The organism is Nostoc sphaeroides (genome assembly GCF_003443655.1).
Classification (GTDB): Bacteria; Cyanobacteriota; Cyanobacteriia; order Cyanobacteriales; family Nostocaceae; genus Nostoc; species Nostoc sphaeroides.
The window spans coordinates 3,357,016-3,369,453 of record NZ_CP031941.1 but is presented as its reverse complement, the minus strand read 5'-3'; the positions used below and the strand labels follow the sequence as shown (position 1 = coordinate 3,369,453).

General features: G+C 40.8%; 14 protein-coding genes. 10 read left to right on the top strand and 4 right to left on the bottom strand.

The window, feature by feature from the left end; translation table 11 throughout:
- Window positions 1-781: 781 nt before the first annotated feature.
- Entirely contained in the window at window positions 782-2,203 is a 1,422-nt protein-coding gene (locus D1367_RS14830; protein ID WP_118167122.1) for an NADP-dependent isocitrate dehydrogenase, read from the bottom strand.
- Between the two features lie 376 nt (window positions 2,204-2,579).
- Between D1367_RS14830 and D1367_RS14825 the strand changes: the two genes are divergently transcribed.
- Genes D1367_RS14825 through D1367_RS14805 form a run of 5 tightly spaced genes read left to right on the top strand, consistent with a single transcriptional unit; the run spans window position 2,580 to window position 5,234 of the window.
- Window positions 2,580-3,308, top strand: a complete 729-nt coding sequence (locus tag D1367_RS14825) for a GUN4 domain-containing protein (RefSeq protein WP_118167121.1) — start codon at window positions 2,580-2,582, stop codon at window positions 3,306-3,308.
- A gap of 25 nt (window positions 3,309-3,333) precedes the next feature.
- Complete coding sequence (locus D1367_RS14820) at window positions 3,334-3,552, top strand: type II toxin-antitoxin system HicB family antitoxin (RefSeq protein ID WP_118167120.1); 219 nt, start codon at window positions 3,334-3,336, stop codon at window positions 3,550-3,552.
- Window positions 3,553-3,559: 7 nt separating this feature from the next.
- Window positions 3,560-3,832 (top strand): BrnT family toxin, encoded by a 273-nt coding sequence (locus D1367_RS14815; protein ID WP_118167119.1) that lies wholly within the window; start codon window positions 3,560-3,562, stop codon window positions 3,830-3,832.
- Window positions 3,833-3,839: 7 nt separating this feature from the next.
- Window positions 3,840-4,085, top strand: coding sequence for a hypothetical protein (locus D1367_RS14810; protein ID WP_118167118.1), 246 nt, complete (start codon window positions 3,840-3,842; stop codon window positions 4,083-4,085).
- A 51-nt stretch (window positions 4,086-4,136) separates the two neighbouring features.
- A complete protein-coding gene (locus D1367_RS14805; RefSeq protein WP_118167117.1) occupies window positions 4,137-5,234 on the top strand; it encodes an ABC transporter ATP-binding protein in 1,098 nt (365 codons plus the stop codon).
- Here the strand turns inward: D1367_RS14805 and D1367_RS30865 are convergent.
- Window positions 5,189-5,389 carry a hypothetical protein gene (locus D1367_RS30865; protein ID WP_181984842.1) on the bottom strand — a complete coding sequence of 67 codons (201 nt, stop codon included), beginning with the start codon at window positions 5,387-5,389 and terminating at the stop codon, window positions 5,189-5,191. The genes D1367_RS14805 and D1367_RS30865 overlap by 46 nt on opposite strands.
- A 161-nt stretch (window positions 5,390-5,550) precedes the next feature.
- Between D1367_RS30865 and D1367_RS14795 the strand changes: the two genes are divergently transcribed.
- From D1367_RS14795 to D1367_RS30860, 5 genes are all read left to right on the top strand, one after another.
- Complete coding sequence (locus D1367_RS14795) at window positions 5,551-6,174, top strand: Uma2 family endonuclease (protein WP_118167116.1); 624 nt, start codon at window positions 5,551-5,553, stop codon at window positions 6,172-6,174.
- Window positions 6,175-6,833: 659 nt separating this feature from the next.
- Complete coding sequence (locus D1367_RS14790) at window positions 6,834-7,613, top strand: Fe-Mn family superoxide dismutase (protein ID WP_118167115.1); 780 nt, start codon at window positions 6,834-6,836, stop codon at window positions 7,611-7,613.
- 443 nt (window positions 7,614-8,056) lie between these two features.
- Window positions 8,057-8,938: an FG-GAP-like repeat-containing protein gene (locus D1367_RS14785; protein WP_118167114.1), complete on the top strand. Its 882-nt coding sequence runs from the start codon at window positions 8,057-8,059 to the stop codon at window positions 8,936-8,938.
- 372 nt (window positions 8,939-9,310) lie between these two features.
- On the top strand, window positions 9,311-10,192 hold the full coding sequence (locus D1367_RS14780) for a VCBS repeat-containing protein (protein ID WP_118167113.1): 882 nt from the start codon (window positions 9,311-9,313) through the stop codon (window positions 10,190-10,192).
- Window positions 10,193-10,321: 129 nt separating this feature from the next.
- A complete protein-coding gene (locus D1367_RS30860; RefSeq protein WP_118167112.1) occupies window positions 10,322-10,504 on the top strand; it encodes a hypothetical protein in 183 nt (60 codons plus the stop codon).
- A gap of 86 nt (window positions 10,505-10,590) precedes the next feature.
- Here D1367_RS30860 and rsmG read toward each other — a convergent pair whose 3' ends face one another.
- A complete protein-coding gene (rsmG, locus tag D1367_RS14770) occupies window positions 10,591-11,325 on the bottom strand; it encodes a 16S rRNA (guanine(527)-N(7))-methyltransferase RsmG (protein WP_118167111.1) in 735 nt (244 codons plus the stop codon).
- Window positions 11,326-11,389: 64 nt separating this feature from the next.
- Window positions 11,390-12,064, bottom strand: a complete 675-nt coding sequence (locus tag D1367_RS14765; protein ID WP_118167110.1) for an ABC transporter ATP-binding protein — start codon at window positions 12,062-12,064, stop codon at window positions 11,390-11,392.
- Window positions 12,065-12,438 lie beyond the last annotated feature (374 nt).

Here is a 12,438-nt window from a genome sequence, read left to right as displayed (position 1 = left end):
AAAAAATCTCCGACTTTTTAGAAAAGCCGGGGACTTTATTTTTTGACTAGTTTTAAATCTGACGCGATACCGTTCGGTTAAGGCAAGAGACGCGATAAATCGCCGTCTCTACAAGAATCAGTCCTTTGTAGAGACGGCGATTTATCGCGTCTTTGCTTTGCAATTAGCGGCGTGTCATCAAAAAACCTTATCCAAACCGTATTGAAATCTGACGGATCAAAATTTATCAGCAATTTTTTCAATAATTTTATCTAAACTTCATATTTTGACTAAATTCAATAAGTAAAATCCGCAATTACTTTCTCAAAAGAAGCTTTGACTTTCTCAAACCCCAGTTTGCTTTCTGATTTTGGTGTTTTCCGCAAGTAAAAGAAGCTTCGACTTTCTCAAAATGCCATTTGACTTTCTGATTTTGGTGTTTTCCGTAAGCAAAAGAAGCTTTGACTTACTCAAACCCCAGTTTACTTACTCATTTCGGTGTTTTCCGCAAATAAAAAAAGCTTTTGCTTTCTCAAAATGCCATTTGACTTACTCAAACCCCAGTTTGCTTTCTGATTTTGGTGTTTTTTGCAAATAAAATGCCATTTCGCTTTTTTAAAATGGTTGATTTATCAGAGGATGTCTGAGAAGTATTAAAAAAGCGTGTATACACAAGTCAAATTACCCCCCTTAATCCCCCCGATGTTTTGGGGGGAAACAAGAAATCTAGTTCCCTCCCCAATACATACGGGGAGGGTTAGGGTGGGGTAATTCGACTTGTGACTAATTAACCCTAATAGAATTAACCAAAATGCTGAATAATTGCGTCGGCAAACTCAGAACATTTTAAGGGTTCAACTGGCGGTTCTAGCAACCGAGCTAAATCGTAGGTGACTTGACTATTTGCGATCGCATCGCTTAAACCTTTCTTAACTAGGTCTGCGGCTTCTTGCCAACCCATAAATTCCAGCATCATCACACCAGACAAAATCACTGAACCTGGATTAATGCGATCCAAGCCGGCGTGTTTGGGTGCAGTGCCGTGGGTAGCTTCAAATATGGCACTAGAATCACCAATATTCGCCCCTGGCCCCATTCCCAATCCCCCAACGATCGCAGCAGCAGCATCAGACAAGTAATCGCCGTTCAAGTTCATCGTCGCCAAAATCGAATACTCATCCGGTCTGGTTTGGATTTGTTGAAAAATACTGTCAGCAATCCGGTCATTCACCAAAACTTTCTCTTTCCATTTGCCATCGCCGTGAGTTGCCCAAATTGTGTTAAGAACAGTTTCAACTTCCTTGACAACTTGCGCTTTCTTGTCTGGAGTCAGATTATCAAACCCAGGTTCAATCTGGCGGGCGTTTTCTTCCAAAGAAATATTCGGATTTTTTTCCTTGTTACTCAAAATCCAAGATTCTTGTTCTGTAACAGTTTCTTGGCGAAATTCACTGGTTGCTAATTCATAACCCCAGTCGCGGAAAGCGCCTTCGGTGTACTTCATGATGTTGCCCTTATGCACCAAAGTCACTTGTTGCTTGTTTTTGGGCAATAGCAAGGCGTGTTTGATGGCACGTCTGACTAGGCGTTGGGAACCAGTTTTGCTGATGGGCTTGATGCCAATACCAGAATCAAGAGGAATGCGTTTTTTCCCGTGTTCTGGGGTGGCAGGGATTAATTCTTCATTGAGAATTTTAATTAAGCGATCGCCGATTTCGCTACCTTGTCGCCACTCAATGCCTAAATAAATATCTTCCGTATTCTCCCGATAAACAATTACATCCAGCTTTTCGGGATTTTTATGGGGTGAGGGCGTACCTGCATAGTAACGGCAAGGACGCACGCAGGCATACAAGTCAAAAATTTGCCGCAGCGCTACATTTAAAGAACGAATTCCCCCCCCAATGGGAGTAGTCAAAGGCCCTTTAATCGCTACACCATATTCTTCAATTGCTGTCAGAGTATCTTGAGGTAAATACTGATAAGTCCCGTATAAATCACAAGCTTCATCCCCAGCGTAAACCTTAAACCAGCTAATTTGACGCTGACCCTTATATGCTTTGGCTACCGCAGCATCGAGAACTTTTTGGGTAGCAGGCCAGATGTCGATACCTGTGCCGTCACCGCGAATAAAGGGGATAATTGGATTGTCCGGTACGATTGGTTCACCATTTTTGAAGGTGATTTTTGCTCCGGCTGCGGGGGGGGTAATCTTTTCGTACATCGTTCACACACTCCTAATCGATACGCTGCTATTCAAAAAAACCTTATGTGGCAGGCTTGTATATTGGGGATTGGGTACTGGGTATTGGGGATTGGGAAGAGACACGAAGTGATTTTTTCAATAATTCACCCTTGTCCTCCATGTCCCCTCCGTAGTACGCAGTCCCTAGTCCCCAGTCCCCAGTCCCCAGTCCCTAGTCTCCAGATTTTCCCCCTATTCTCCTTGTACATTATTTGGGGATTAAGTGTGGGATTCAGTGAAGCGATCGCAATTTTGTACGATCAAAAATAGTAAACTACTTTTCGCTATCAATGCTCCACTTTGGAGAAAACCGATAGCTTACCACTCTTTCACTGACCGCTAAAACTAGAATGGCATGACAGACCCAATGATTTTATCAGGCCCTGCAAATGACATCGACTCTCTCCGACGACCGTTAATCGCCGGGTCTGAAAAAGTCCAACAACAGATAATCCCACAGTTAGCTGAGTTGGGTAATGAGGGATTAGACGTGTTGATGGAATTTTTACTGAAACGACGGGAGAACCCAGCTACTTGGGTTGATGGCAAAGCTTACCAAGTCCTCTATAACTCCGATGCACCTCAAGCCAAAGAATTTCTGCGCTCTTGTTTTCCTGAGGGAATTGTACCTCTAAAATCAGAATGCGGGATTAACTACAATTCTTTGCAACAGCTACTAGCTGTTCAAGACTTCCAAGCAGCCGATCGCGTCACCATTGAAAAAATGTGTGAACTATCAGGGCCAACGGCTGTACAACGAAAATGGTTGTACTTTACTGAGGTAGAAAATACCTCGGCTGTTGACTTGCAAACCATTAACAACCTTTGGTTAGTCCACTCTGAAGGTAAATTTGGCTTTTCAGTACAGCGAGAAATCTGGTTAAGTTTGGGTAAAAACTGGGAGAATTTCTGGCCGAAGATTGGCTGGAAAGCAGGTAATAGCTGGACACGATACCCTAACGAGTTTACCTGGGATTTGAGTGCGCCTAGAGGTCACTTACCTCTCTCTAATCAACTTCGGGGAGTACGAGTCTTTGCTTCTTTACTCTCTCACCCAGCTTGGTCAAAGAATCCAGAAAAATGATTTTGAGCCTACGTACAAATAGATTATGATCAATCCCACCAACCGAGAATTCTACGTCATCATTGAACGGGATGAAGATGGTTATTATGTTGGAGAAGTCCCTCAGCTAAAAGCCTGTTATAGTCAGGGAAAAACAATTGATGAGTTGATGGATAATATGAAAGAAGTAATTGAACTTTGTTTAGAAACAGAAAATGATGAAGAAATACCAGAATTTATAGGGATTCAAAAGGTAGTAATTTAATAATTCCATGAAGTTTGAGTGGGACGAAAATAAAGCGGCAAGAAATCTTTTAAAACATCAGGTTTCCTTTGAAGAAGCCAAAACTGTTTTCGACGATCCACTTTATGTTGACTTCTACGATCCAGACCACTCTGATGATGAGGAGCGTTACCTTATTATTGGAGAGTCAAATCGGGGACGCTTACTAATCATGTCGTATACGGAAAGAGGAAATTCGATTCGTATCATTAGTGCAAGAGAGGTAACACGATCCGAGCGAGAAGCATACAAAGACGGGTAAGGTAGAAATGGAAGATGATTTGCGATCAGAGTATGACTTAAAGAGTTTAAGGGTCAGAAAGTTCGGCCCTGAACGAAAAAGCTTTGGGAAGACAACAATTCGTTTAGAAGCGGATGTTGCAGAGGTTTTTCCCAATGCTGATGCCGTCAATGAGGCTTTAAGATTTCTGATTAGAGTTGTGCAGAACGACCAAGTTTCTGCACTTATAAAGCAGCCTCACAGTTCCTCGGAGGGAGCGGATCAAACCTCCTAGTGCTTAGTTGGAAGTGTCGCAGATCCCAAACTGAAAATATCAAATTAGATAATGGCAAACGTTCGTCTAGAAGATATTAAGCGTAAATTTAATAATGTCACCGCTATTGAGGATATTACCTTTGAAATTCCTGATGGCGAGTTTTGGGTTTTAGTTGGGCCATCTGGTTGTGGTAAATCTACAATTTTGCGAACGATCGCTGGTTTAGAAACTGCTACATCTGGCAAACTCTTTATTGGCGATCGCTTGGTGAATAATATCCCAGCCAGACAACGGGATGTAGCGATGGTATTCCAAAACTACGCTCTCTATCCTCACATGAGTGTGGCCCAAAACATCGGCTTTGGCTTGCAAATGCGTCAGGTTGATCGAAAAATCATTCAAGAACGCGTGATGAATGTGGCGCGATCGCTTTCTCTGGATCATTTGCTGGATCGTAAGCCCAAACAACTTTCTGGGGGACAGCAACAACGAGTAGCATTAGGAAGAGCGATCGCTCGTGAACCACAAGTATTTTTACTTGATGAACCTTTATCTAATTTAGATGCCCAATTGCGCGATGATACCAGGGCAGAATTGAAACAGTTACATCAAGAATTAGGCATTACCACAATTTACGTCACCCACGATCAAGTCGAAGCGATGACTTTGGCTGATAAAATTGTCGTGCTAAATCGCGGGCGCATTCAACAAATTGGCGATCCCCAAAGTATTTATGCAAGTCCTGCTAATCAGATGGTGGCAAGTTTTTTAGGTAGCCCACCAATGAATATTTTGCCTGCAATCTATGAAAGTAATGGTTTTGATGTGAGTGGACAATTACTAACGATTCCAGCAGTTGTGAAAGAAAAATTACAGCTGCGTCAGGGACACAGTTATGATTTAGGGATTCGCCCAGAGCATATTTTTATTAACGAACCGCCAACCCGCCAAGAAGTAAATGAGAGTCAGCTGATTGTGGAAGTTAAGGTGGTGGAACCTTTGGGAAGGGAAACTTTGATTCGTGCTGGTTTACCAGGTTCGGCGGTGGTGTTGAATATTCAAGTGGGCGGGGATGTGCGTCCGCGTCCAGGCGATCGCTTTTCTTTGCAACTAGATTTAAATCAATTGTTTGTGTTTGATCCCAAAACTGGGGACAGAATATTATAAGCGCTTCGGAGTGTAAAATATAATTGTTTTGTGTGCGATCGCTGTGACGGGGTGTAGGATAGGTTAGCGATCGCATCTAGAATCATCACCACACCGCCGTTAATCCAATTTTTGACCGTAATGACCGTAATCGACCACGGGGCGATCGCGGTCATTTGTTAACCCAATAGCGAAAATTTGGTGTATCTCTTGCTGAGTAAGAACCTTGGCGCGTCCATGCCGATTTCCTTTCACCTTTGGCCGCTACACCCCGTTAACTTTTAATTTTCAGGTTACAGCAGTGAGAACTGTTTATATCCATAATCAGGATGAAATAATGATTCAATCACTACAAAAACTATTTACATTTGATGAATATTTAGAGTTTTTAGAAACACAACCGGAAAACATTCGTTATGAATTACACGATGGAGATATTATTCAAATGCCACCACCATCAGGTAAACACGAGCAAATAGTAGCATTTTTAACAATGGTGTTAGGGTATGAGTGTCTTCGTCTTAAACTTAATTACGGTATACCTAAAACCGCTACAGTCAAGCCAGAAAATAAAATTTCAGGGTACTATCCTGATGTTTTATTAATGAATTTTTCTAACTTGGGTAATGAACCATTATGGGAGAAACAATCTATTCTTAGTAAACCAGATTCAATTCCATTAGTAATTGAAGTCGTCAGTACTAACTGGAGAGATGATTATCATAAAAAGTTTGCTGACTATGAAGAAATGGGTATTCAAGAATATTGGATTGTGGATTATGCTGCTTTAGGTAGCAAAGAATTGATAGGCGACCCTAAACAGCCAACATTCACAATTTACTCTTTAAGTGATGAGGGTGAATATCGTGGTAAACAGTTTAGAGGAGACGACCGTATAGAGTCGCCAACATTTCCAGATTTCAATCTAACTGTTGAACAAATTTTTTCAGTGCGTTATTGATAAAAATCTATTTGCCGCGCTGATAATCGCCAAAAAGAATGCTGAGGTAATTGATATACAAAAAGCAAAGAAAACTATTAACAATATAACACAATACGGTTCAGTTAAGGATTTTTGGTACTAATTTTAGACCTGTAGAGACGCGAAATTTCGCGTCTTTACCAAGGTTTTTGGGCTTAACTGAACTGTATTGCAATATAACATTCACTAACAAGGGGGAATGGATTATTATCTATGAGAACGGAGCTAGTACTGTTTGGAGTACAAATTTTCCACAACAGGTTAGTACTATAGGAATCATATTTGATTTCTGAAAAAATCTCGGTAGTCTTGTAGTAGTGCGACACAGCTAAAATGATGCAATAATTTTTCTTGTGGTGTGGGCATCTTGCCCGCACTGGACGGGCGAGACGCCCATCCCACAAGAGGAAAGCTAGTGCAGTATTTTAGCTGTGTCATCACACTACGTGTATTTCACGCAATCAAATACTAATCCTATACAATCAAGAAACGTTTTGAATGTTAGTACTTAATATTACAAGTCTAAAAAAGTTTCTTAAACTCCCAGAAATAATTGTAAATTCCCAATTTATTTTAGCCAAAATCTAAGAAAATAAAAACGGTAATAGAGACTTAATGGATTGGCTGCAAAAACTTATATGACTATTAATCGACGTAATTTCTTGTTTTTATTCACAGCAGGTGTGGGTACTTTTGCATTAAATGCTTGTGCATCGGCAGAGACATCTCCTGAAAGAAACACTGCAATTCCTGAAACAACACCAAACACAATAGCAAATACAACACCAAATAAACCAGGTACTATCCAACTACCGCCTTTACCTTACGCCTACGAAGCACTGGAACCACACATCGATGCCAAAACGATGCAATTTCACCACGATAAACACCACGCAACTTATGTAAAAAACCTGAATGCAGCGTTAGCTAAACATCCAGAACTAAAAGGTAAAAGCGTTGAAGAACTGTTGCGGAAACTTGATAGTGTACCACAAGATATTCGTAATACAGTACGCAATAATGGCGGTGGTCATGTGAACCACTCAATGTTCTGGCAAATTATGAAGCCGAAAGGTGGGGGAGAACCAACAGGAAATATAGCCTCCGCGATTAATCAAAATTTTGGCTCTTTTGCAGCTTTTAAAAAACAGTTTAACGAAGCTGGTGCTGGTCGTTTTGGTAGTGGTTGGGTTTGGCTAGTGCGTAACAAAGGTGGCAAATTGGAAGTGACAACTACAGCTAACCAAGATACTCCCTTAAGTGCAGGTAAATATCCCATCTTGGGTAATGACGTATGGGAACATGCATATTATCTCAATTACCAAAATCGCCGCGCTGATTATTTGGAAGCTTGGTGGAACGTGATTAATTGGGATGAGATTAACAAGCGGTTTGCAGCTGCAAGTAAATTTGCCTGAAACCAGACAAGAATTTAGAGTTATAAGCGCTTAAAAACTGGCGACAGAAACAATATTCTGTTGCCAGTTTTTTGATGTGATACCAAATGTGGAAAGCAAGGGGCGTGAAAATCTCCCTTACCACGCAACTGCCCTACTCTGCGTTTATGGTTCAGATAAAAAATGTAGTTTATTTAAAATAGCTTCCTTCAACCGTTACACTTAATTTTTTTCTTTTTTGGAGATTTAATATAGCTTGATTTTACGTTAAAAATATGCATTTATCTTAACAAAGATTGTAATTAAGCTTACACTTCTCGTGCTAAATTACTTATGCTTGGAAAAGCTCTATAAGATGAAAATTTAAGATTTTATCATAATAACGCGTAAAACTTAGAATCATTTCTTCAAATGTGCAATTTGAGTAAAACTTGAGTCATTTTGATTATAAGGAGGATGTTCTCATGAAAATTGGTTCCAAATTATTCACCGTTGCTTTAACTGTTCCATTATTTCTTGGAATTTTAAATTTTAAAGCACAAGCTCAAATTACTAGACAATGGGGAACAGGTGGCGATATTCCCGTTCCCGGCAATTATGATTATGATGGTATAACTGATTTTGCAGTATGGCGACCAAGTAATGGTACTTGGTATGTAATTAACAGTTCTACAGGTCAAGTAGTTACTAGACAATGGGGAACACGTGGCGATATTCCCGTTCCTGGCGATTATGATAATGATGGTATAAATGATTTTGCAGTATGGCGACCAAGTAATGGTACTTGGTATGTAATTAACAGTTCTACAGGTCAAGTAGTTACTAGAGAATGGGGAACACGTGGCGATATTCCCGTTTCCGGCGATTATGATAATGATGGTATAAATGATTTTGCAGTATGGCGACCAAGTAATGGTACTTGGTATGTAATTAACAGTTCTACAGGTCAAGTAGTTACTAGAGAATGGGGAATACGTGGCGATATTCCCGTTCCTGGCGATTATGATAATGATGGTATAAATGATTTTGCAGTATGGCGACCAAGTAATGGTACTTGGTATGTAATTAACAGTTCTACAGGTCAAGTAGTTACTAGAGAATGGGGAACACGTGGTGATATTCCCGTTTCTGGCGATTATGATAATGATGGTATAAATGATTTTGCAGTATGGCGACCAAGTAATGGTACTTGGTATGTAATTAACAGTTCTACAGGTCAAGTAGTTACTAGACAGTGGGGAACACGTGGCGATATTCCCGTTTCCGGCGATTATGATTTCTCTATTGGGAGTGACTTCGCAGTATGGCGACCAAGTAATGGCACTTGGTATATTCTTGGGAATTAGGGCTAATATTTTGTCTGGTTAATTTCCTCCAAACAATATCTTTACCAACCACGCTCTAACAAAGTTTAGTTTTTGCTTATCTCCTTCCCGCAAGCGGGGAGGAGTTCTTTTATCAAATATGATTCCTATAGTAAGCAAAACCACTGCATTGCATAGAGTTGTCTAGCAGGAAAACTCTGCTCATAACTCCTCCCATCGTAAGAAGTGGCGTTACACCTATCGTGCTAAATTACTTATGAAAAGCAAAAGCTACATAACATTAAAACTTAAGATTTCGTTATGACAACGCATAAAGCTTAAAATCACTTATTCAAATGTGCAATTTCAATAAAAACACTCTTAAGTCATTTTGATTATAAGGAGGATATTCTCATGAAGATTGGTTGCAAATTATTCATGCTTGCTTTAACTGTTCCATTATCTCTTGGAATTTTAAATTTTAAAGCACAAGCTCAAGTTACTAGAAAATTGGGTGTAGCTGGTGATATTCCCGTTCCCGGCAATTATGATAAGGATGGTAGAACTGATATTGCAGTATGGCGACCCAGTAATGGTACTTGGTATTTAATTAAAAGTTCTACAGATCAAACAGTTACTAAACAATTGGGCGTAGATGGCGATATTCCCGTTACCGGCGATTATGATGGTGATAGGATAACTGATATTGCAGTATGGCGACCAAGTAATCGCACTTGGTATGTAATTAACAGTTCTACAGGTCAAACAGTTACTAAACAATTGGGCATAGATGGCGATATTCCTGTTCCCGGTAGTTATGATAATGATGGTAAAACTGATTTTGCAGTATGGCGCCCCAGTAATGGTACTTGGTATGTAATTAACAGTTCTACAGGGCAAACAGTTACTAAAAAATGGGGTGTAAATGGCGATATTCCCGTTCTCGCCGATTATGATTATGATAGTAGAACTGATTTTGCAGTATGGCGACCCAGTAATGGTACTTGGTATGTAATTAATAGTTATAGCCGTCAAGTAGTTATTAGAAAATTGGGCGTAAATGGTGATGTTCCTGCCCCTGGTAAATACGATGATGATGGTAGAGCGGATTTTGCAGTATGGCGACCAAGTAATGGTACTTGGTATATAATTAACAGTTCTACAGGTCAAAGAGTTACTAGAGAATTGGGCGTAAATGGTGATATTCCTGTTCCTGCCATTTATAATTTCTCTATTAAGAGTGACTTCGCAGTATGGCGACCGAGTAATGGCACTTGGTATATTTTGAGGAATTAAGGCTAATATTTTGTTTGATTACAGCAGTTTTCATATATTTGAACCACATCTATCGTAAGCGCACAGCATTGCTATATTCTTACCGCGTGGTCTATTAGAGATTGTCTCGTTCCCAGGCTCCGACTGGGAATGCCTAATGCGAGGCTCTGCCTCAAGACTGGCGGTAGCAGCCCAATTGAAGTGCATTTCCAGCCTCTTGCTGGAAACGAGGTTTTAAATCAATACAGTTCAGTTAAGCCCAAAAACCTTGGTAAAGACGCGAAATTTCGCGTCTCTACAGGTCTAAAATTAGTACCAAAAATCCTTAACTGAACCGTATTGGGTTTTAAATGGGTTTGGGCTGAAGTTGACACCAATGAGCAATGTTGCCTACCGCGTGGTGTGAGGCTAAACACCCCTCAAAGCGGTTTTTGGGTAGGTACACCAATAGCACGGGGAAACTGAACTGCTGTAGTGGCTACCTTACGCAAATAGATACAATGCCGGATGCTGTGACTCAGAGGTGTTGTAAATTGTTCGATTGATTCAATCGCACCACCCAACTGCTTCAAAGCATTCTGCAAAGCAGTTGTTTCATCCTCTGTCCAATTACCGCGATAAATTATGGCTAAACCTCCCTGTTTGAGCAGTGGTAAGGTATATTCTGCACAAACAGAGGCTGCCCCTACAGCACGAATCAACGCAATATCGTAAGCTAATCGATGCTGGGGGTGATGACCGATTTCTTCAGCCCTACCAACAAGAGTTTTGGCATTGGTAAAGGCAAGTTCAGTTAATATATTGTCGATAAAAGTAATTTTTTTCCGAGTGGAATCCAGAAGAGTAATTGTGCAATTAGGTACAGTAATTGTCACTGGAATACCCGGAAAACCCGCACCTGTACCGATATCAATGATAGCAGGGAAAGCAGCGGAGAAATTTGTTGATAAAAGAGGTGCAATTCCTCGCAGAGAATCCCAGAGATGTTTTTCCCAAAACTCTTGAGGGTCAGTAATGCGAGTTAAATTTAGTTGGCGATTACCTTCTAGGATTAACTCATAAAGCCTTTGGAATTGCGCTTGCTGTTGGAGAGTTGGTTGCCAATTGAGAGTTTGCTGCCAGATTTCTGCCATCTCAGGCAATAGGTTTGTCATTTGTCATTTGTCATTTGTCATTTGTCATGGGGCATGGTTATTCTCCTTGCCCCATGTTCTCCTCTCACACCGTTGGTAAAGGTTCTTTAACTTTGGTTTCTAGTGTCTTTGGGTCTACTGATTGTAGTTCACCGTGGTTGAGTGTCCAGCAACGATCTGCGATCGCTAACATATCCCCAGCATCGTGTGTCACTACCAACAGTGTCCAATCTTGTTTCAGTTTCGCTAATAAATTTACCAGTTGCCGACGCATTGACCAATCTAACCCAGCTGTAGGTTCATCCAATAACAGTAAATTTGGCTGGCGAATCAATTGCACTGCCAAAGCTAAACGTCGTTGCTGACCACCACTCAAAGCATAGGGAGCGGCGGAGAGCGATAAATGGTCTAATCCCACTTCGGTTAGGGCCTGTCTAACTCGTTCTGACCCTAACTCAGGATGTCCTAAACGCAATTCTTCTAAAATTGAACCACCGCAAAAGTGACGCTCTGGAAATTGAAATACCAACCCAGCTAATTGTTGTAGCTGTTCGGCTATAAGTTCTTGTTCCCGCCAAAAGAGTGCGCCGCTAGTGGGTTCGGCTAGTCCCGACAAAATTTCTAGTAAAGTACTTTTACCCGAGCCACTCGCGCCAATAATCAGACCTAGCTGCTGGGGTGCTAATTCCAAGTTGATTGATTTGAGAATCGCTGTTGGGCACGCTGTGGGGTGATAATTTAGATTTCGGAGATAGAGCATTTGTTAAGATTACCAAAAAGTCAGCAAATTACTGATTAGCTACACTGGGAGCACCAGGAAAATTCCAAGAAAGGATTAACACCTTAATCTAGCAGCAAGAATCATCCACATTTTCTCCATTGTGGCAGACTCACCCTAAAAACTTTGGCTATAACCAGCCTGGGAACATGGAAAAATTACCAAAGTCAACCTTTATATAAGAAAATTTTGGTTGAAGCAGAGGCAAGTTCACACTTCGACTCCTTTCGACTGCGCCCTTACTTCGACGCCGCTCAGTACAAGTCGGCTACGCTCAGGACAGGCTCAAGGCAAGTCGCTCAGTGTAAAAATTAACCATTTTTTGCATTCTAAGTAACACATACAACTATTTCAAC

Bases quoted from the DNA above. Each gene is read 5' to 3' on its own strand.
- D1367_RS14830 (WP_118167122.1), bottom strand. From the start codon at position 2,203: ATGTACGAAAAGATTACCCCCCCCGCAGCCGGAGCAAAAATCACCTTC.
- D1367_RS14825 (WP_118167121.1), top strand. From the start codon at position 2,580: ATGACAGACCCAATGATTTTATCAGGCCCTGCAAATGACATCGACTCT.
- D1367_RS14820 (WP_118167120.1), top strand. From the start codon at position 3,334: ATGATCAATCCCACCAACCGAGAATTCTACGTCATCATTGAACGGGAT.
- D1367_RS14815 (WP_118167119.1), top strand. From the start codon at position 3,560: ATGAAGTTTGAGTGGGACGAAAATAAAGCGGCAAGAAATCTTTTAAAA.
- D1367_RS14810 (WP_118167118.1), top strand. From the start codon at position 3,840: ATGGAAGATGATTTGCGATCAGAGTATGACTTAAAGAGTTTAAGGGTC.
- D1367_RS14805 (WP_118167117.1), top strand. From the start codon at position 4,137: ATGGCAAACGTTCGTCTAGAAGATATTAAGCGTAAATTTAATAATGTC.
- D1367_RS30865 (WP_181984842.1), bottom strand. From the start codon at position 5,389: ATGACCGCGATCGCCCCGTGGTCGATTACGGTCATTACGGTCAAAAAT.
- D1367_RS14795 (WP_118167116.1), top strand. From the start codon at position 5,551: ATGATTCAATCACTACAAAAACTATTTACATTTGATGAATATTTAGAG.
- D1367_RS14790 (WP_118167115.1), top strand. From the start codon at position 6,834: ATGACTATTAATCGACGTAATTTCTTGTTTTTATTCACAGCAGGTGTG.
- D1367_RS14785 (WP_118167114.1), top strand. From the start codon at position 8,057: ATGAAAATTGGTTCCAAATTATTCACCGTTGCTTTAACTGTTCCATTA.
- D1367_RS14780 (WP_118167113.1), top strand. From the start codon at position 9,311: ATGAAGATTGGTTGCAAATTATTCATGCTTGCTTTAACTGTTCCATTA.
- D1367_RS30860 (WP_118167112.1), top strand. From the start codon at position 10,322: ATGCCTAATGCGAGGCTCTGCCTCAAGACTGGCGGTAGCAGCCCAATT.
- rsmG (WP_118167111.1), bottom strand. From the start codon at position 11,325: ATGACAAACCTATTGCCTGAGATGGCAGAAATCTGGCAGCAAACTCTC.
- D1367_RS14765 (WP_118167110.1), bottom strand. From the start codon at position 12,064: ATGCTCTATCTCCGAAATCTAAATTATCACCCCACAGCGTGCCCAACA.